Origin of the sequence: Paenibacillus kobensis NBRC 15729, assembly GCF_004000825.1 — a bacterium.
Lineage (GTDB): Bacteria > Bacillota > Bacilli > Paenibacillales > Paenibacillaceae > Paenibacillus_T > Paenibacillus_T kobensis.
In genome coordinates this window covers 1-19,485 of sequence record NZ_BILZ01000077.1, presented here as the reverse complement: position 1 = coordinate 19,485, position 19,485 = coordinate 1, and the positions used below count along the sequence as shown (strand labels likewise).

Genomic DNA, 19,485 nt, shown 5'->3' with positions numbered 1-19,485 from the left:
CCGCGCGGTGCCCGCGCTGGCTGACCGGCTGCGGAATGCGCAGCCGGTGGAAGGCTCGGCCGCGGTGACGCCGGTGGCGCTCACCCGCGTGCCGCGGGCATGGGGCGTCGTGCCGCATATCGGCGACGCTGCAGCTGTTATCCCGCCGCTGTGCGGCGACGGGATGGCCATGGGGCTGCATGCGGCGACGCTGTGCGCGCCCATGGCGGACCGCTACCTGCGCGGCATGCTCACGCTTGGCGGCTGGCGCGCAGCGTACGAGGAGGCGCTGCGGCAAGATTTTACCGGGCCGCTCCGGTGGGGGACGCTGCTGCAGTCCGCTCTGTCGAACCGCGGGCTATCGCCATTGCTGCTGCAGCTCGGCCGCTTGGCCCCGAGCTTGGCTTACCGGTTCGTGGAAGCAACCCGGCTGCGGCCTTATGAGGCTGGGCAGCTGTTATAACCTCCCGTTCGCTTCAAAAAAGCTGCTTCGCGAATACGGCCGGATGCCGTGTACGCAAAGCAGCTTTTTGCATCCAGCCAGCTACACGCTAGCGGTAATGCTTAATCCAAATGGTGAAACAATTTGCCGATCGCCCGGATAAGCAGCCGTACGCCGACCTCTATTAATTCCGCCAGAACATCGTACCATGACCTCTCTAACCAATGATAGCGTCTGGGCTTCTCGGTCCGAATTTTCGGGTCCGACATGCCGGCCAGCCTCCTTTTGCACATTTAACGCAGTGCGGGTTTTATTGCAGTTGTAGTGTGTACAACGGAAAAGCCAGCATGATGTTCCGTTTCAAGCGTTCGTTATACGTAATATCATGAACGCCGTTGCAGGCGAACGGTGCGGTGCAACAGCCCTAGGATCGCGTTGTATCCACGACTCTAGTGTTTATAGCCGGAGATTGAGCGGTCCTCGTCCTGCAGCAGCTTGGTCAGCAGCACAATCTGCCCGGTATGATAGCCGTAATGCTCGCATACTTGCATGAGAATAATCTGCAAAGGTCTTGTGTAGCCGGGTTCGGCCTCCTCCTGGCTCCGGTCCTTCATCGCATGCCAATCTTCCTCGGAGTAGGGTACGAATACCGGCCGGTCCCCATCTTTCTCTGACAAACCGCTGAGCACGGACAGCGACTGTTCTCTCGTGAGGGACAACAACTGCTTCAATTGTTCCCGGGTGTAGGTGTGCTCCACCGTAAATTCGAGCGTCCGCTCCCGGATGTTCGGTTCTTGGCCAATGCCGCTAATGAAATGCTGACGCTCGTTGCCGGCAAGGTGGACGCATAAGTGGCCGACTGAATTCATATTCGGTTTCAATCTTCGCCAGATTTGGTCATCGCTCAGCATGTCCAAGCAAGTTAGAATACGCCCTAGCTCCGTGTTCAATGTCCGAATGATCTCATCCGTATACGCTGTCGTCATAGACACCCTCCTAGTCAATCACTCTATCTAAATATGGAAAATATTATAAATAGATTTGATCAATCAGGCAATACCCGTACCTGAATAAGGAAGAACGATCCAAGTAAGTACTCCTACTCCTGTCGATGCTTTGTGCGCTGCTTCGGGTGGTTTATCGACACTGCCTTTCCGGACAAAAAAAAGACCCCTTGCGTGCTCCGCAAAAGGTCGGTGATTTTGGTTAAGGCGTATAGTTCACGTTCGCTGAATACTTATTGCCGGCGTTCCAGATCAAATATTCGTGAATGCCCGCGTCCTTGAGCGCCTCGATCTGGGCATCGACTTGCGTCTTGCCGTAGCGGATATAGCTGCCTTTCGCCAGCCAGGAAGCGGTGAAATCTTGAATCCATGGCCGCGAGATCGGCGGGGTCTCCAGCGCATCCAGCTTCTCCTTCTCCCGCTTGGCATATTCCTGCACAAGCCGGTACGGCTCGGTGTCCGGATGATTGATGCCGAAGTAGCCGTCGCTCCAGTGGCTAGGATAGATCATAGAAGAGATGACATCGACATTTTCCGAAATGCGGCTGAAATTCTGCCCGATGCCCGGAGCTTCCGGCAGCGTAGCGGAGTAACCGAATATATCGACCGATACTTTGACGCCATAAGGCTTGAGCTGCTCCTTCGCATACTGGACGAAGTCCGTGACCGCATCGACGCGCAGCTGTGTAAAACGCGCCTTCTCGCTGAAATCAGGCTTCTTCGGCTCCGTCTTCTTGAAGTCGGCGAGTGCTTTCTTCGCATCGTCCAATACCTTCTTATTCTCGTCGGTCGGCGTCGCGTGATACGTCGTTGAGCCGGTATCGATCGCTTCTTGAAGCGGAGCGAGACCTGCTTCATAAGCAGCCGTTGCCTCGGCGTAAGCTTTCTCTTGTTCCACAAACTTGGTCGGTTTCTTATCTTTATACTCCCCCATGGAGTATTGCAGCACTTTGTCCTTCTTCTCGAACCCTTCCGGGAAGCGGACGTAGTCGAACTGGATTTCCTGGAATCCAAGCTTAGCCGCTTGAATGGCCGCATCGACGTTATGCTGCCAATTCTCCTTCAGGAAAGGGTTGATGAAGCCGTCACCGTTGCCGTTGCGCCATACTTTGCCGTCGAGCGTGTAGGAGAGATCGGGTCTCTTCTTCGCCAGGACGGAGTCTTTGAACACGACAATGCGGGCGATCGGATAGATGCGATGCTCTTCCAGCGTCTTCATTAGCGAATCTGGGTCGCGTATGTACGGTTGCCCGAATTCGGCCAGATTGCCTTCCGGCTTGAACGTAATATAGCCGTCATCGTCTTTGATATCGATGACCATGGCATTAAGCTCGGTATCGTCTACGAGCTGCAGCAGCGACTTCATCTTCTCGCCGCCAGCCGACCAGCCTGTTACATAGATGCCGCGTACCGCGTCTGGGTATTCGAATTTATAAGGCGATACAGGGACCGCCGGTGTGGTTGGCTCGGTTGGTGTCGTGACGGGCGGATTGTCTTCGGGAAGATCCGGGTTGTCCGCCGGGTTCGGCGTCGTTGCAGGATCAGCGGGATCGGCAGGATCAGAAGGCGTATCCGCACTGGTCTCGGTCTTGTCCGGAGCGGGGGTGGCTGAAGGCGTATCGGTCGGTTTTTCGGTTGAGGATGAGGATGAGGTGCAGGAAGCAGCAGACAACAGTAGACCGCATAGCAGGATAAAGATAACTATTTTTTTCACAGCAGGGCTCCCCTTTATTCGAAACTATAGAGCTGCGGCACTCGTCACTCCTGTAGCGGGGGCAGTGGATCATGCTTGGCAGCTCCCGGGACGGCGTGTTCAACTTAACTATATGCGGGGCAATCCAATACATGATTCCGTTCTGGCCTGTTCTTCTTCTTGCTCAGGCTGGCGGTACGAGAAGAGGCGGTCATCGTGAACAGAGTAGAATATGAAATTCCAGTCAGATGCAGAGGCATTGCTGTGGTATTGTTGAAACGGTTCGAGGACGAGTACCGGGTGTTGCTGCTGCGGCGTTCTACTCCGGTGCTGCGCGGGCTATGGTGTTATATCGGCGGGGGGATTGAAGCAGGGGAGACATCTTGGGAAGCAGCTATAAGAGAAGTTCGAGAGGAGACGGGCATTACGAAAGTCGACCTGTATAATTCGAACAAATTCGACCAGTTCTATTCTTCGGCGGATAATTATATTTATCTGGCGCCTGTATTCGTTGGATACGTGAACGACGATCAAGACGTCGCGCTTAACCATGAGCACAGCGAATACCGGTGGATGACGTTCGGTGAGGCAATCGACAGCGCCGCCATACCGGGCAATGACGAAGTCCTTCGATTCGTGGAAAAACACTTCGTGAAGAGAACCCCGACGGAATGGCTGCGTGCGGTGCCAAAAGGGTAGGAATGGACTCAGGTCTCTGGTATAAGAGGAGAGGCATGTCGAAGAGGCCGCACATTGGTGCGGCCTCTTCGCGCTTCGTATACGAATACAGCGGTGCTTGGTCTACTAAAATTTTACACATGGACAAGCAAGTACCCCAAATTACGATCATAGATGTAGATAGTGATGGAGGGTAATAGGTTTTTAGGCTCTGCGCAATCAATTACGAATAAGGAGGAATCGGCAGGCATGATAACGATGCCCCAGAGGCATGGTGTCCCGAAGGCTGTATATGGGCAGCTTCCGCTGACATTCACGCCGAATGCTGGCCAGGTCCGCGATGAGATCCGTTACGTGTCCAACCATCCAGGCTGCAAAATCGGTTTTTTGTCCGACTCGGTCCAGTTTCTATGGTGCTCGCCGGACCGAAGCGAGGGGATGTCGCTCTTGCTGCAGTTCTGCGGTGCGAACTCTGCTGTCGAGCCTAAGGGCGAACTCGAGCATACGGAGAAAGTCCATTATTTCCTCGGGAATGATCCGTCCAAGTGGATGACCGATCTTGCGACCTATAAGGGAATGATCTACCGGGAGCCATGGCCGGGTATCGACCTGCATTTCTACGGGGATGGGGAGAAGCTGAAATATGATATCATCGTCCGCCCAGGCGCCAGATTGGACGATATCCGGTTTGTCTATAGCGGTGCGGACGGGTTAACCCTAGACGAGGACGGGCATCTCCGCATTCATACCGCATACGGCGAGCTGATGGAAGAGCGTCCCGTCAGCTATCAATACATGGAAGGAAGCAAGGTACAGGTCGAAAGCCGGTTCATCTTGCATGAGGGGCAGGGTGCCGGCACTTACGGCTTTGAGGTTGGCCGCGGCTATAACCCTGATCTTCCATTAGTCATTGACCCTGCCCTGTTCTATTCCACCTACCTGGGCGGCAGCGATGCTGACGCCGGTCTCAGCATCGCGGCTGACAATGAAGGAAATGCCTATGTCACAGGACAAACGTTGTCATTCGACTTTCCGATAGCAGGCGGAGCGTTCCAGCCGGGCTTCGACGCCTCCTCAACCGCGTTCGTCACGAAGCTGAATCCTTTCGGCACAGCCATCATATATTCTACATTCCTTGGCGGAAGCAGCGCCGATCAAGGGAATGGCATTGCAGTCGATCCGTTCGGCAACGCTTATGTGACCGGGCAGACGCTTTCGCCTAATTTCCCGACGACGCCGAATGCATTCCAGCCCTTCTCGCTCGGCAACCAAGACGCTTTCGTAACCAAATTAAGTTCGAACGGCAACTCGCTTATCTATTCCACCTTCCTCGGCGGACAGGGGGTAGATGCGGGCGTCGGCATCGCCATTGACAGCGAAGGCAACGCTTATGTAACGGGATCGACAAGTTCCATCGATTTCCCCGTCACGCCTTCCGCGTTTCAACCGGGGCTTGCAGGGAATCTGGAAGATGCTTTCGTCACGAAGTTAAATGCTGACGGGACGGGGCTGCAATACTCGACATTCCTAGGCGGCTTCGGAGTCGACGAGGCACTGGGGATTGCGGTCGACGGATCAGGGAACGCCTACGTGGCAGGGTTCACGACTTCCTTCGACTTTCCGACGACGCCGGGAGCCTTCCAAATATTCTTGAACGGCGTCATCGCCGCCTTCGTATCGAAATTGAACTTCAATGGCTCTGAACTGTTATTCTCTACTTACTTAGGAGGCAGCGGGGACGATGAGGCGCGGGGGATAGCCGTCGATGAGTTCGGTCAGGCTTATGTGGCGGGCAGAACGACTTCTCCTGATTTCCCCACGACGTTCCAATCGTTCCAGCCGTTCTATAACGGCGGGTCGTCCGATGCTTTCGTCACGAAATTAAGCCCTGAGGGCAACTATCTTGTCTATTCCACTTTTCTTGGCGGATCCGAGTCCGATGCAGCGAATGGCATCGCGGTTCGCTCAGGCTTGGCCTATGTCGCGGGCAATACGGGGTCGTTCAATTTTCCCGTTACGCCCGACGCGATACAGCATTTCACGGAAGGCGGCGACGGTTTCCTTACTCAGCTGAATATTGACGGCGCCTCCTTGATCTTCTCCACGTTTATCGGCGGCAGCTCGAACGACGCGGATAACGCCATTGCGGTCGATAGCTCAAGCAACGTCTACTTGACCGGACAGACGTTCTCTACGAATTTCCCTGTCACGCCGCCTAACGTCGTCCAGCCGTTCCTGCGCGGAGGCGGCGACGCTTTCGTCATGAAGTTCTCCTTGGGCTTAGAGCTGTTCGTCAAAAAATTTACCGACCGGTTCGAGGTTGCCCCCGGCGAGCAAGTGACCTACTTTATCGATCTGCATAATCCTAGCGCGGCTACGATTACGAATGTCATCATTGAGGATCCGCTGCTTGGCATTTTTCATATCGTGCCCGAAATTCCGCCATTCTCTTCCATTGTCTTTGAATTTCATTTCATCGTCCCGCCAGACACGCCTTTCGGACTGTTCCGAAATGTTGTGAGGATCAGAGCCGATCAGATCGGTGAACCAATAGAGGCGGAAGCGGAGATTAACGTGACCGGAACTCCGCTTCTCCTAGCATCCAAGACAGTAGAGCCGCCGGCCGCTGCACCTGGCGATACGGTCATCTTCATCATTCAGCTTGAGAACCGCGGCACGATCGAGCTGATCAATGTCCGCATTAACGATCCGTTTATCGGGCTGGATGAATTTATCGGCAATATTCCCGTAGGGGAGACTCTAAGAATAGATTGGCCTTTCCAAATACCGTTCGATGCGATTGCGGGCTTCACCATATCCAATATCGCCGTCATTACCGCCGATAATCTGCCCCATCCGGAGGAGGTGGGAACGGTCGTCGAAGTGCTGCCGGTGCCGAGACTCGAGATCGACAAGACAGCCGACCGGGCCGCCGCCCTTCCTGGCGAAACGATTATTTATACGATTCATGTTGCCAATACCGGCAACTCGGAAGTGACGAACATCAAAGTCAACGACGATGTGACGGGATTCGAAACGCTGATTCCGATTCTCTTCCCGGGTCAAGGCGAAGTGTTCACGATACCCTTCATCGTTCCGCTGGAAACGCCGCCTCAGGTCTATCTGAATACGGCCACTGTTGTCAGCGATCAGACGGAGTTCATATTCGATACCGAGGAGGTCGTGGTGCTTGGCGTCCCGCGTCTGGGGATCAGCAAAGTTCCGGATACGCCATTCGCGGCGACCGGACAGAATATCCGATACACGGTCACATTGGAGAATATCGGCAATGTGCCGCTGACGGGCGTCCGAATCATCGATCCGTTGCTAGGCATCGATATACCCGTCCCTAATCTCGAGGTAGGGGAAATTCGTCATTTGGAATTCGAATTCACCGTCCCGCGAGATTTCCCGATCGGATCTGTTATTGTTAATATTCTGACCGTAGAAACCGCTGAGACGGGGCCTCAGGAGACGGAGTCGCTTGTTACGGTGACCGGTTTCGGTCTGTCGTTGCTCAAGGAAGCAGATGTTGCAATCGCCCAGCCGGGCGAAACGGTCACTTACACGTTGACGGTAACGAATCTGCTTGGTTTCCCGCAGACGAATGTCGTATTGGATGATGCGCTATTCGGGCTGAGCGAGACGATCCCTGTGCTGCAGGCGAATGAATCGGTGATCCGAACGTTTACCTTTACGGTGCCCGCAGACGCCGTACCCGGCAGCATCATTCGCAATACGTTCATCGCCAGCTCGGACCAGACACCCCAGCAGGAGACGATTAACGATGTCGTCGTGCTGGAGCCGCCGGGTCCGGCGATTGTCATTCAGAAGCTTCCGGGCCTCAATGCAGCTTCTCCTGGCGAGACGATCACGTATACGTTAACCGTGACGAATCTGCGGAATTTCCCTCAGACGAATGTGGTGCTGCTCGATGAGCAGCTTGGATTCAGCGAGACGCTTGCAGTTCTGCTTGCGAACGAAACGATTACTCGAACGGTAACCTTCGTCGTTCCGGCCGGCGCCGTAATCGGCAGCATCATCCGGAATACATTCATTGTCAGCTCGGATCAGGCACCGGAACAGGAGACGATAGCCGAGGTTGAGGTGCAGACGCCGCCAGGACCGTCGCTTCTGATCCATAAGCTTGCTGACCGTAATACGGCCGCACCGGGCGAGACGATTACGTATACGCTGACGCTCACGAATCTGCTGGGCGTGATTCAGACGAATATCGTGTTCACGGATCCGCTGCTTGGATTCAGCGAGACGATAGCCGTCCTGCTTGCGAATGAGACGATTACTCGAACGGCGACGTTGGTCGTGCCGGCAGATGCAGTCATTGGCAGCACCATTCGCAATACATTGACGGCCGTCTCGGATCAATCCCCGTCCGTAGAGACGGCGGCCGAAGTAGAAGTGGAGCCTCCTCCAGTCGCCGAGACGACGCTTACCGTCCGTAAGCGCCCGGACCGGACGGCGGCAGTGCCGGGCGAGACCATCCGATATACCGTCGAAGTGACGAATACGGGCCGGAACCCGGCGACGAACGTCGTCGTCAGCGATTCCCTGACTGGCGAACAGCGCACCATTGCGGTCATTGCGCCGGGAGAGACGGAGCGGGTCACGTTCGCCTTCACGGTACCGGCCGGCACCGTGCAAGGCAGAGTTATGGCCAACCGCGTCACGGTTACGTGGCCGGAGCAGCCGCCGGGTTCCTTGCCGGTGGAAGATGAGGCGAGAGTGATTGTCGCTGACCCTGCCGAATTGCCGGATGTGTCGGTCGAAGCGAAGCCGGAAGCGCCGAAGCCGGGGGATAAGGTACAGAAGACGATAACCGTCACGAATGTTACAAGTCTTCCGATCACGAACGTGCGCGTCTTCGATCCGCTGCTTGGCTTCCGTACGGTCATTCCGTCTCTTGCTCCCGGAGAGAGCCAGGTGTTCACGTTGGAATTGCCGATTCCAGCTGGAACGGAAGGGGGAACGGTGTTCCGGAATACGGTGTCCGTATTCTCCGATGAGACGCCGCTGCAGCAAGAGGAGGTAACCGTTCAGACGCAGTCGCTTCCGAATGCGGCGCTCACCGAGTCCGTCGACCGGCCGTTCGGAAGGGCAGGCGAAACGGTGTTCTTCACAATAGTAGCCCGCAACACCGGGAACGTTCCGCTGCTCAATGCGCGTCTGACTGCTCCGCTCCTGGGCGTCTCGCTGCGCATTGTAAGCTTTGAGGTCGGAGCGATTGAGACGCTGCGCATCCCGTTCGTGCTTCCGGAAGTCGAAGAGGATACGGTTATCGTCAGCCCGGCGACGCTTGTGTCGGATAACGGACCGACCCGGCAAGCAAGCGCGTCCGTAACCGTTCTGGCTGAAGATGAGGAGTGAGCGGGCAGGGGTAAAAGGCTAAAGAGAGATGAATTACAATAAGAAGGTTGCAGAGTAATTGAAATGGAATGACAATGGGCTGTACCCGAAGTCATTGGATGACTTGGGCACAGCCCATTGTTATGGAATAAGCGCTTGATACGTTGTCGCGCAACGCGTGCTTTCTATTTGCCCCTGTAGACGAGCTTGCGGGGGTCAACGCCATTATCCATCGCTAGGTTAGGTGTAACCGTCTGAGCGATCTCTTCCCACGGCACGAGCTTGAAGTTCTGATTCAGCTTCTTGCCGTTCTCCATGTTGGCATCGTCTTGGGAGACGAATAAGCCGTACGGGAATTGCTCGCCGAGGCCGAAGCCGATCACGTCGATGCCGTCGGTCTCGGTCGTGCCGTCCACTTGTCCGCCGTCGGCAATGCTGAAGCTCGAGATGAACGCATTGTCGCCCTCGCGTTTATAGATCGAATAACTGTTGCTGCCTTGGCTGGAGGCGATCAGGTAGCCCTTGCCGTCCTTGGCATAGTATAGGGTCAAACCTTCGATATCATCTTCCAGACGGCGTCCGTCTGCAATATCGACTTGCTTGATCTGCTTCGCGCCGCCATCCGGTTCAGCGCTGTACTTCCAGATCGCCGCATCTTCTTCGGCAATATAGACGTAGCCGTACTCGTCATCGGCAACCATCCCTTCGGATTGCGTCGCCAGACGGAACTCGCGCACAAGCTTGCCCGTGATCTTGCCGCTGCCGTTGCCGGACAGCTCGTACTGTTCGAACTCGCCTTTTTTGCCAAGCGCCATGACATAGAACTTGCCGGTCTTCAGACTGTGGTACAGACTGATCCCGTATACCTCTTCCATCTTCGCCTTAATCGGCTTTGCGACGATGTCGACCAGCTCGCCGGTGTCGCCTTTGAACTGGAATACATCGATCGTATTGGTCGTCCGGTTCGTCGCCGCCGCAATATCAATCTTCTTGCCGCCTAGCGGAAAATCGTACCGAAGATCGATATTGTTCATTTTGCCCGTTGCATACGATTGCAGTTGCTTTCCGTTCAGATCGTAGACAAGCAGGCCGCCGCCCTTATTCGTCGCAAGCAGCTTGCTATCCGCCGGATTGTCCGGATCGACCCAAATCGCAGGATCGTCTGCCGCATCGTCGCCGGATTCGACCGCAGCCGTCTCTGTCTTGGCTGTGACCTTCACGCGGGGAATGGCGTCCCCGGGCTTGGTGTACTTCTCATTCTCGGCCACAACGAGCTTTATCAGCTCTGCTGGCACGTAAGTAATCCCGTTTACCAGGCGAACTTCCCCAGACAACTCAGCCGTTCGGCCCGCGAGCCGATATTGCGTGTCGCCTGCCGTCAGCACACCGACGATTCCGTTCTTCAGCTTATACCGAATTTCTTGGTCTTCCGCATTCCACTGAACCGTTGCGCCTATGGACTGGAGCTTCGTGCGAAGCGGCTCATACCCTTTAGGTGCAGAGTCCGCCGCTGTTACGGCTTGAGCAGCAGGTGCCAGCAGGCAGGCCGCGACCACGGATACGGTTATCATTTTAAATACCGGTTTCATTAACTTTGTCCCCTTATCAATGAAATCTAAAGCTTGGACAAGTGTAAGGGTCCGGTGTTAAGTGATCGTTATCGATAAGATAAGGTTGTGTAAAAATAGCAGGCAGCAGCCTCACTTAGCGAGTTGCTGAAAACACAAAGGGGAAGACCGATGCGGTCCTCCCCTTGTATTACGAGCGCTGTTATTGCGGTGCTGGTCGTGTTTGCTAGTTATACGCGAATGTCGATCGTACGGTCGGAGTTCGGCACGGGACCGACGCTTGATCTGCCTGCAGGGGAGTTTGAATCGCTGCTAATGCCGTTCTTCTTCGTGGCGTCCGCCCGCTTTTGCGCGATTTGCTGCTCCAATAGCTGCATTTGTTGTTCTAGCTGCTTAATTTTCTCGCTCTTCGTTTTCTCGTCATCCTTGCTTTGGCGTTCCTTGGAGATTTCTTGTTGCAAATCGGTTTTCTGCTTTTCCAGGGTCGCCACTTCGGACGTTGAAGAGTTAGATGTGCTCGCCGTACTCGTGCTGCTGTTGTTTGATACGCCGGAAATATTCATGATGACGCTCCTCGTATGCGGAATGGTAGGGAATACCTTTACATATACGAGTATAAAATATGCCCATTCTTGAAGCCTGAATGCCAACTTAATAGATGCTGAAAAGAATAGGTTGCTGGCACCTAAAGCCGTTTATTGCTGCTGCAGTTGTTATTGGGTCTGCTCAAGGTTTTGAATTTAATAAGCTGACCATTAAAGAAAATGCAGCCAAACACGTCTTCGCATCATGTGCAAATATAAGTCACAGTTAGCATATCCGAAGGCAGTGAGTTTGTTATAAAACTGAACTGATCGTTATTTAATCAGCCTTCCTGACTAGTAGAACTTTGGTCATAATCATTGGTGTCACTTTTTTGTTTTCCTATATCTGGACTCCTAATTAATTAGTGGATTCAAATCCTCCCTTTACATGATATGGGATTCAATGGTACACTCTGGTAATTAAGAGGGAATTCAAATTATTAAACATACAACCGATACCAGCCTACTTTGCGAGGGTCTGCTGGAATCGGTTGTAGAGAACCTCTTTTTGTTGTGGAAAAAAAAGGTTACATGCTATTATACCACAACTAGTTATTGTTCAAAGATTTGAACAGCTGGCCAGCATTCAAATAAAAAAAGTTAAAGACGGGAGCATAGAAAATGAAAAAAAAATTACTGGGCCTACTTGTTACGGTAAGCGCATTCACTGCAATAGTATCTTCGGTATCTGCCCAATCGCTGATTACAGGGGGTGTATCGGGTGGATGGAGTGAGGACACAGGGTATTTCGTTATTAATAATACTAATAAAACGAATACATTTGCGGTTGCAAGTGCAAGTTCATCCCAGCCGGATTCCCACAAGGCGACTGTTGATTCTAGATCCGCTGGCACTGGCGTCTCTGAGAGACGCATAACTGCCAAAACAGTATGGACTGGAAAATATCACTATACGCGCGCTAGATTTGAGGAAATAATAGGAAGCGGCACTGTGGGTGATACGGACCGCGTTTGGGGGAATGACACCACTACTGCAATAACTCCGTGGTGTGGCACGGATCTCATGGTCGCAAAATCTTATTGGGGTTCCTAATAAAACAAATCAATAGTTAACACGGAGAAAGAGAGAGATAATCCTATTATCTCTCTCTTAACACAAACATGACAAATAAGTATGTTCTTGTGAGAGATAAATGGATATTCTATGTGGCGCTAGTATGTTTTAATTTGATTTGCATAGGTTTACTTTGGGCAAGTTCGTATATCGATGAAATCAACATGATCAATAATGGCTATAAGGATAAGAGCTCTATCACGTTTAGAGTCGACAATGTAACGAAACTAGCCCCAACAAGACATAAATATATTTTATTTCAATACGATCCCGAGATGCCCAAGATCAAGCATATAGTGCTTAATAGAGAGATTAAGCTCCCGCCTATTACAAAAATAATAGATTACGACATAAATGATCTTAATCAAAATTTTGCGATTATCGGAACGGAGGCGGAGTTAAACGATGTTCCCGAGGGATATCGCATAATAGGATATTTTAATACGCCAAACTCCTATTTGTTAAACTCCGAAGTGTGGCTCATTTCTCGTAATTTTGACATTAATCATGGAAGAGAATTTACGATAAATGCACCTAACCACGATGAGAAAAGCATAATAAATCAAGTTTTCAAAGATAGCCAATACAATATGATTAACACAGAACAACGCGGATCCTATCTTTTATTCTCGAATAGGCTCTTGTCTCTGGTCATCCAGCTTTGCATCGTGTTGACTTTCATAATATTAGTCATGATTAGTATTGTTCGGATTTCTAGAGAGAAATACATGATTAGAGTCATGCATCTTTACGGGTGCACCGTAGGTACGATTTTTAGAATCGTTTTTTCATATATCTTGATTCCATACCTAATGCTTTCAGCGTTAATTATTATTATGTCTCTATTATTTCAAACCTATATTCATCCATTATGGTCATGGGTCTGGATTTCACAATCTATATACATATTTGGCAGCATAACCTTTTGTATATTAATAATAATTACAATGCAAATCGTCACGACAATCTCGCAAAAAGGTGGTAAGCGATTTTGAAGATATTCTGGATTCTCTTTAAACAAAATATTGTTTTCAATATAATCAGCATTCTCTCGGCGCTAATATTTTCTCTTCTAATCCTTGTTCTAGTCGTCAACGTCCACCAATCCAAAATTGAAATCGATTCGGTCAGTCATTTCAAAGACAAAAATTTATATAAAATATCGGACAATTTATATAATGAAAAAGAGACTGAATTCTTCTCGAAAAGTGACAGTAATAGTATTCTAAATCGTTTTGCGAATAGCTTGGCTAACTCATCGGAATTTCTGTATTACAATGCCAATTGGCAACCCGTTGAAGTCTCTGCATTCAAAGGAGATATTCAATTCGACGCCTATTACGAAACGGGAAATAACCGTGCCGAGTATGAATATAATAATAAGAAATATAGAAATATTAAATCGATGCAGCTCAGCTCTAATGTATTCGAGATGAATAATGTAACCTTAAGCTCAGGGGAATTCTTTAGCGATAATGACTATTTTTATGATGAAAAGAGAGAAGATCTTCCGGTTATTCTCGGTTCTGATTATAGCGAAGTATATAAACTTGGAGATCGTCTTGACATATTGTATTACCAGAAAAGTTTTACCGGGACAGTGATTGGATTCTTGACGCCTAATCAGACAATCATGACATCTCTAGATCCTCAATTGGTTTTGAACAGGTATATCGTTATTCCCGCGCTGTTTTTCGATCAATCATTTTCATTTCACAATGAGGATGTATCCGCAAACCCGATTTTCTTCAAAGCTTCTTTATTGAGTAGAATCAACGGGAATTTGATTTCCGAATTATCCCCTTTAGAGATTAGAAACTCCCTGGATGCAATCAAGAGAACAACCGGGTTTACGGATTTTTCCGTGATTGGTGCCAAGGGGACCGCGATTAATACAATTATTAAAATGACCGAGACAAATAAAAGTATCCTGTATATTGGTATATTCGTCAGCTTCGTAATTATTGTGCTAGTTTCTTTAGTATCAATGTTATTCGCAACGAGAAAGAATGTAGATACATACAAAGTTATGCTTATCAGTGGTTCGAACGAAAATCATATTTATAAAATAGTGGGTTCCCAAACCCTATTGATTCATTTAATTGTAACGATAGTTCCTTCACTTTTTCTATTTAGCTTAATCAATAATTCATTCGATCTATTGACGAATTATTTATCTTACTCATTATTCGCTAGCTTATTTATGACTTTGACAAGCGTAATAATCGCAAAAATCTGTTTTATGAAAGTCGATATCATTCAGCAATTGAAAGGGTGAAGCGAATGCCGCAAGTTATTTTGAAGAATATAAAAAAACAATTTAGAGGCAATACGATTTTCGATAACATCTCAATATGTGTTGATAATGGAGATTTGGTGGCTATAAAAGGAACTAGCGGCATAGGTAAGAGTACATTACTAAATATAATTTCCGGTTTAGAGAAACCATCGTCGGGAGCGTACACCTTTAATGGGAGAATCATGAGTGATTTGAGGTTGAATCAGCTGAGCAAAATAAGGAGCAAACAGATTGGTTACATATCCCAATTTAGTCCTATGATACCCAAGCTTACTGCAATTGAAAATATTAAAGTCCCTTTATTGTTTAACAGTAATAATAAAGATAATAAGTCATTAACTAAACGAATAGAGGAACTAGTTGTGTTGTTCGGTATCCAAAATATAATAACGAAAAGAATTGAATTATTGTCAGGCGGGGAAATACAAAGAGTAGGGATTATTCGATCTATAGCAACTAACCCAGAATTAATTGTCGCAGACGAACCGACAAATGCTCTCGACGATGAAACAGCTTTAAAGGTGCTGCACTATTTTAAAGAATTGAAATCAAATGGAACAACAATTATTATAGCAACTCATAGCGCGAATGTAGCGGACTATTGTGACGAGGTGTACCTTTTAAGTAAAGAAGGACTGTGCCCTGTTTCCGAAAGAACAGCAGAAGTTTAATCGAGACCATAAAAGACGATACGACTATTCTAGTCTTGCTCAAACAAAAAGAACCGCAGGCTGCTGCGGTTCTTCGATTTTAAGATATGGCGCGCCCGATACGATTCGAACGTACGACCTGCAGTTTAGGAAACTGTCGCTCTATCCTGCTGAGCTACGGGCGCGCGGTAAAATCAATGATAGCACGAAGGCCTTGTCTGACGCAACTTGAGAACAGGGCATTATTTACAGGACTCATGCGCATAATGTATCGCAATAGGATAATAGAAAAGCAAGGGATTACTATGAAAGGCAACTTGGTTCATCCAAAAGAAATGGAGCCTTATCGTGAAACACTCGAACAGTCATTCAAGCCATTCATTCGGATCAAACCAGAAAATCGGCCTGCTTCAAATCTTATTGAACGAGACCTTCTCGAAAATAATGTATCATTGGTCGGATTAAGGAGAATGAAGAAAAACGCATTTAGAATTAAATGTCATTAGTCAGGTAATAAGACCTATCGATATTGATATTAATGTCGAAAAATATGCGGATTTTCCATAAATTATTCGACACAATCCAACAGACTCTCTTCCTGACGTTGGTTATAATAGTGCATATAACCACAAGAGTTAACGTAATGATGGGAGCGAGCCTAGAGCGTGTGTCATGGATAAGAATGAACTGCTCACCCAATTGCAAGCGCTCCGTCTGAAGCTCCACGAGATGGCTGAAGCGCGCGGTACTTTAACAGACCCAGACGTTATTGCGATCAGCGAGGAAGCTGATCGCGTCATTATTGTATTACAACAATTGCATCGTACAGGGGCAGTTCGTTCGGATCGCGAACGAACGTAACACCTCGACCTTGAGATAGCGCCTAATCCTATTAGGCGCTATTCTTTTTTGCGGCGGAGTCTTCGGAAGAAGGTCGTCAGCAGCGATGCGCATTCCTCTTGCATAACACCGCTCGTCAATTCCGCCTCGTGATTGAAGCGGGGCTCCTGCAGCAAATTCATCAGCGTTCCCGCACAGCCGGCTTTCGGATCATGCGTTCCGTAGACGACACGCTTCACCCGCGATTGAACGATCGCACCGGCGCACATAGGGCAAGGCTCGAGCGTGACATACAGCGTACAGTCGAGCAGCCGCCATGCTTCGATGTTCCGGCTCGCTTCCCGGATCGCGATCATCTCGGCATGAGCCGTTGAATCAAGATCCGTCTCCCGCAAGTTGTAGCCTCGCCCGATAATCTCTCCGTTACGTACGATGACCGCTCCAATCGGCACCTCTCCGATGGCTTCCGCCTTGAGCGCCTCTTCAATGGCGGCCGCCATCCAGCGGCGGTCCTCTTCTCTTTCAAATCGTTGTTCTACCGTCACGAACCTTTCACCTCGCCCTTATTGTACCCTGTTTCCAGGCGAATGACGAGCCGCAGCGGGCGATCGGGGGATCGAGCAGGGAGAAGGTGTGCCATCACCGAAGGCAGCGGCGCGAACAGGCTAAGTAAACCATCAAAAAGTGCAATAGCGCCGGCATTTGCGCCGTGCACAGCGAAATAGTCCACAAGAATCGGCAAAGCCGTGGATAAATTGCGTCACAAGCACCAGAACCGCATATAACTCGTACTATCGCACGATTCGACGAGGCGATTATGTCGAACATGATCGAATTATGCCACGAACAAATATTCGTTGTTAACAGCATGTGTATACTTTTGTGGATAACAGGGTCCGTTGTCCACGAATCCATCCACATTTCATCCATAGTTGTGAACAAGTTCTGTGCATAATGTGAATAAGTTGGGGATAACTCGAATTTCATACACATCGTATTCACAAATAGTTAGGGATAACTTCAGTACAATGTGTAAAACCATTCTGCGGCGGTCTTCACAGGTAGAGTCAGACGTGGATCACGGAGGTCTGAATGGCCCTTACTTTCATTTGATGTAAATTATGGTATGATAATTTAAAGAAGAATTATAGCGAAATAGAGCGAAAAACCGTAAATCAAAGGGCGTGGCGTATGTGTCAGTCAAAAAGAAGTTAACGCTTGTTATTGCAGCTATCATTAGTGTAATTCTTGCGACTTATATGCTGCATCAGTGGACGATGCTCAATAAAAATCTGAAGCAGCAGGTCGTAGCGTATCTTAGCGACATGACGGTGAATATGGCGAAAGGTAATGCGCTGGAGTCTTATACCGATCGAATCGGAACCGATGACAGCTTTATTTATATCGGAGTGCAAGAAATCAGCGCGTTCCGGATTCAAGACGGTAAGCCGGTAATGACGGGGGGAACGTATAACTTCCGCAGCGGCAGCGATGAACAAGACTCCATTATAAAGGCTTCGAACGGGGGAGCAATTACTTCGGATCTCCGGTTCGGCCAAGGGGAGCATTCGCTTGTCTATTATGCCCGGCTCGATCGCGCCGATGCTACTGTTGTCCGAATTGTGTTCGATCTGTCGCGCACGGATGCGATAGTAGGCAAGGAGCTTCGCGAAGAACTTGTGGTATCGGTTATTTTGCTGATCACGTTGACGGTTGCTTCCTACTGGCTGTTGGGAACGATCTTTAAGCCGCTCGATACGATTGTATGGAAAGTGCAGAAGGTCGCGAACGGCAAGTTCGACGATATCATCCCGGTAAGCGGCAAGGATGAATTCGGCCAATTGGCGAATCAGATGAATAATATGTCCAAAAACATGGGCGTTTATATGAACAAGCTGAAGCGTGCTTTTGAGGATAACCGGTCCATGAAGGATTATCTGGAATCATTCATCAATCATACGACCGACGCGATTCATGTGTTCGACCAGAACGGGATTATCTCTTCGACTAACGCCGCGTTCACTCAGATGTTCGGCTATGAGGAGCATGAAGTGATCGGCCGCAAGCTGGCCTTCGTGCCGGCGCAGTGGGAGCAGGAAGAGCGGAAGGCAATGGAAGCGCTCCTTGCGGGCAAGGCCGTGCCGCCAATGGAATCGGTGCGGCGCAAGAAGAGCGGCGAATATATCTCCGTCAGCGTCACGATATCGCCGATCCGCGATACGGGGGGAACGATACGGGCATTCGCCAGCATAACGCGCGACATGACAAGCCGCAACAAGATGGAGGAGCTGCTACGCCGCTCGGAGAAGCTGACAACGGTCGGCAAGCTGGCGGCTGGAGTGGCGCATGAAATTCGCAACCCGCTGACGACGCTGAAAGGGTTTCTGCAGCTGCAGATGCAGACGAACAAGCTGAACCCGCAGCATATTGATATGATGATGACCGAGCTTGACCGGATCAACCTGATTGTCGGGGAGTTCCTTATTCTTGCGAAGCCGCAGGCCACGAAATTCGAAGTGAAGGATGTCCGGTTCGTACTTGGCGACGTTATGTCGCTGCTGGATAGTCAGGCGCACTTGTGCAGCGTCATTTTTCAAAGCGAATTTACGAAGGAGGCATGTAACGTACATTGCGAGGAGAACCAGCTGAAGCAAGTGTTCATCAATCTGCTCAAGAATGCGATGGAAGCGATGCCGAACGGCGGCAATATTAAGATTGCGGTTGAGCTTGGCGATCAACAAGAGGTTCGCATTGAGATTGTTGACGAGGGCTGCGGCATCCCGGAGGAAATGATCCCGACACTCGGCGATCCGTTCGTGACGGGCAAGGAAGCAGGCACGGGACTTGGCATTATGGTCAGTCAACGGATTATTCAGAGCCATCGCGGGACGATGTTTATCTCGAGCCAAGTGGGAGTCGGAACAACCGTCATGATTACGCTGCCAAGCGGCGTAGACGAGATGGAGCCGCAGCATCCGCTCAGTCTGCAAGAGATTTCGTAACGGTAACGGGATGGAGCTACAAGCTTCGTGCAGGACAGTCTCGATTGACGGACCAATTTCAGGTACAATAGACGATACAGATCACATAGCGCTAATGCGGCATAAGAAGGATGGGATCGGTTCGTGGAACGTCATCAACCACAATTCACTTCAATAACGGGATACCGGGCGCTGCTTATCGGCGCGACCGGTCTGGTCGGAAGCAGTCTGTTGAGAAGGCTGCTGGCGCAGGATGACTGCCGCGAGCTGACGATATTGACTCGCCGTCCGCTTGATGGCGCTTCGGCGCGAGCCGTGTCAGCGGCGGG

At 50.2% G+C, this 19,485-nt stretch carries 14 protein-coding genes and 1 tRNA gene; 8 read left to right on the top strand and 7 right to left on the bottom strand.

Features of this window, described 5'->3' with window-relative positions:
- Positions 1 to 88: 88 nt before the first annotated feature.
- Positions 89 to 442: a hypothetical protein gene (locus PKO01S_RS26095; RefSeq protein ID WP_127534375.1), complete on the top strand. Its 354-nt coding sequence runs from the start codon at positions 89 to 91 to the stop codon at positions 440 to 442.
- A gap of 101 nt (positions 443 to 543) precedes the next feature.
- On the opposite strand, the gene PKO01S_RS28980 is transcribed toward PKO01S_RS26095, so the two are convergent.
- The 3 genes from PKO01S_RS28980 to PKO01S_RS26085 all read right to left on the bottom strand — a co-directional run bounded on the left by PKO01S_RS28980 (position 544) and on the right by PKO01S_RS26085 (position 3,139).
- Complete coding sequence (locus PKO01S_RS28980) at positions 544 to 690, bottom strand: hypothetical protein (protein WP_164779779.1); 147 nt, start codon at positions 688 to 690, stop codon at positions 544 to 546.
- 180 nt (positions 691 to 870) lie between these two features.
- Positions 871 to 1,407 carry a DinB family protein gene (locus tag PKO01S_RS26090; RefSeq protein WP_127534374.1) on the bottom strand — a complete coding sequence of 179 codons (537 nt, stop codon included), beginning with the start codon at positions 1,405 to 1,407 and terminating at the stop codon, positions 871 to 873.
- A 220-nt stretch (positions 1,408 to 1,627) separates the two neighbouring features.
- Positions 1,628 to 3,139, bottom strand: coding sequence for a putative glycoside hydrolase (locus PKO01S_RS26085; protein WP_127534373.1), 1,512 nt, complete (start codon positions 3,137 to 3,139; stop codon positions 1,628 to 1,630).
- 195 nt (positions 3,140 to 3,334) lie between these two features.
- Between PKO01S_RS26085 and PKO01S_RS26080 the strand changes: the two genes are divergently transcribed.
- Both PKO01S_RS26080 and PKO01S_RS26075 read left to right on the top strand, forming a co-directional pair.
- On the top strand, positions 3,335 to 3,817 hold the full coding sequence (locus PKO01S_RS26080; protein WP_127534372.1) for an NUDIX hydrolase: 483 nt from the start codon (positions 3,335 to 3,337) through the stop codon (positions 3,815 to 3,817).
- A 228-nt stretch (positions 3,818 to 4,045) separates the two neighbouring features.
- The gene (locus PKO01S_RS26075) at positions 4,046 to 9,181 is read left to right on the top strand and encodes a DUF7507 domain-containing protein (protein ID WP_164779778.1); all 5,136 of its coding nucleotides are present in this window, start codon (positions 4,046 to 4,048) and stop codon (positions 9,179 to 9,181) included.
- Positions 9,182 to 9,345: 164 nt separating this feature from the next.
- On the opposite strand, the gene PKO01S_RS26070 is transcribed toward PKO01S_RS26075, so the two are convergent.
- Together PKO01S_RS26070 and PKO01S_RS26065 are read right to left on the bottom strand one after the other, a co-directional pair.
- The gene (locus tag PKO01S_RS26070; protein ID WP_127534370.1) at positions 9,346 to 10,749 is read right to left on the bottom strand and encodes a phytase; all 1,404 of its coding nucleotides are present in this window, start codon (positions 10,747 to 10,749) and stop codon (positions 9,346 to 9,348) included.
- 209 nt (positions 10,750 to 10,958) lie between these two features.
- Positions 10,959 to 11,291: a FlxA-like family protein gene (locus PKO01S_RS26065; protein WP_127534369.1), complete on the bottom strand. Its 333-nt coding sequence runs from the start codon at positions 11,289 to 11,291 to the stop codon at positions 10,959 to 10,961.
- Positions 11,292 to 13,377: 2,086 nt separating this feature from the next.
- Here PKO01S_RS26065 and PKO01S_RS26060 point away from each other — a divergent pair.
- Entirely contained in the window at positions 13,378 to 14,664 is a 1,287-nt protein-coding gene (locus PKO01S_RS26060; protein WP_127534368.1) for an ABC transporter ATP-binding protein, read from the top strand.
- A 5-nt stretch (positions 14,665 to 14,669) separates the two neighbouring features.
- Positions 14,670 to 15,356 carry an ABC transporter ATP-binding protein gene (locus PKO01S_RS26055; RefSeq protein ID WP_127534367.1) on the top strand — a complete coding sequence of 229 codons (687 nt, stop codon included), beginning with the start codon at positions 14,670 to 14,672 and terminating at the stop codon, positions 15,354 to 15,356.
- A gap of 87 nt (positions 15,357 to 15,443) precedes the next feature.
- Here the strand turns inward: PKO01S_RS26055 and PKO01S_RS26050 are convergent.
- A tRNA-Arg gene (locus PKO01S_RS26050) sits at positions 15,444 to 15,520 on the bottom strand.
- 487 nt (positions 15,521 to 16,007) lie between these two features.
- Here PKO01S_RS26050 and PKO01S_RS26045 point away from each other — a divergent pair.
- Positions 16,008 to 16,196, top strand: coding sequence for a Spo0E family sporulation regulatory protein-aspartic acid phosphatase (locus tag PKO01S_RS26045; protein WP_127534366.1), 189 nt, complete (start codon positions 16,008 to 16,010; stop codon positions 16,194 to 16,196).
- Positions 16,197 to 16,234: 38 nt separating this feature from the next.
- Here the strand turns inward: PKO01S_RS26045 and tadA are convergent, their stop codons facing one another.
- Positions 16,235 to 16,720 carry a tRNA adenosine(34) deaminase TadA gene (gene tadA, locus PKO01S_RS26040; RefSeq protein WP_174818615.1) on the bottom strand — a complete coding sequence of 162 codons (486 nt, stop codon included), beginning with the start codon at positions 16,718 to 16,720 and terminating at the stop codon, positions 16,235 to 16,237.
- 648 nt (positions 16,721 to 17,368) lie between these two features.
- Here tadA and PKO01S_RS26035 point away from each other — a divergent pair.
- Complete coding sequence (locus PKO01S_RS26035) at positions 17,369 to 19,177, top strand: sensor histidine kinase (RefSeq protein ID WP_127534365.1); 1,809 nt, start codon at positions 17,369 to 17,371, stop codon at positions 19,175 to 19,177.
- A 123-nt stretch (positions 19,178 to 19,300) separates the two neighbouring features.
- On the top strand, positions 19,301 to 19,485 hold a 185-nt coding region (locus PKO01S_RS26030; protein WP_407669712.1), incomplete at its 3' end, for an NAD-dependent epimerase/dehydratase family protein.

What these genes read in the sequence shown, in the direction of transcription:
- PKO01S_RS26055 (WP_127534367.1), top strand. Translation starts at nt 14,670, where the DNA reads ATGCCGCAAGTTATTTTGAAGAATATAAAAAAACAATTTAGAGGCAAT.
- PKO01S_RS28980 (WP_164779779.1), bottom strand. Translation starts at nt 690, where the DNA reads ATGTCGGACCCGAAAATTCGGACCGAGAAGCCCAGACGCTATCATTGG.
- PKO01S_RS26070 (WP_127534370.1), bottom strand. Translation starts at nt 10,749, where the DNA reads ATGAAACCGGTATTTAAAATGATAACCGTATCCGTGGTCGCGGCCTGC.
- PKO01S_RS26045 (WP_127534366.1), top strand. Translation starts at nt 16,008, where the DNA reads ATGGATAAGAATGAACTGCTCACCCAATTGCAAGCGCTCCGTCTGAAG.
- PKO01S_RS26090 (WP_127534374.1), bottom strand. Translation starts at nt 1,407, where the DNA reads ATGACGACAGCGTATACGGATGAGATCATTCGGACATTGAACACGGAG.
- PKO01S_RS26065 (WP_127534369.1), bottom strand. Translation starts at nt 11,291, where the DNA reads ATGAATATTTCCGGCGTATCAAACAACAGCAGCACGAGTACGGCGAGC.
- PKO01S_RS26075 (WP_164779778.1), top strand. Translation starts at nt 4,046, where the DNA reads ATGATAACGATGCCCCAGAGGCATGGTGTCCCGAAGGCTGTATATGGG.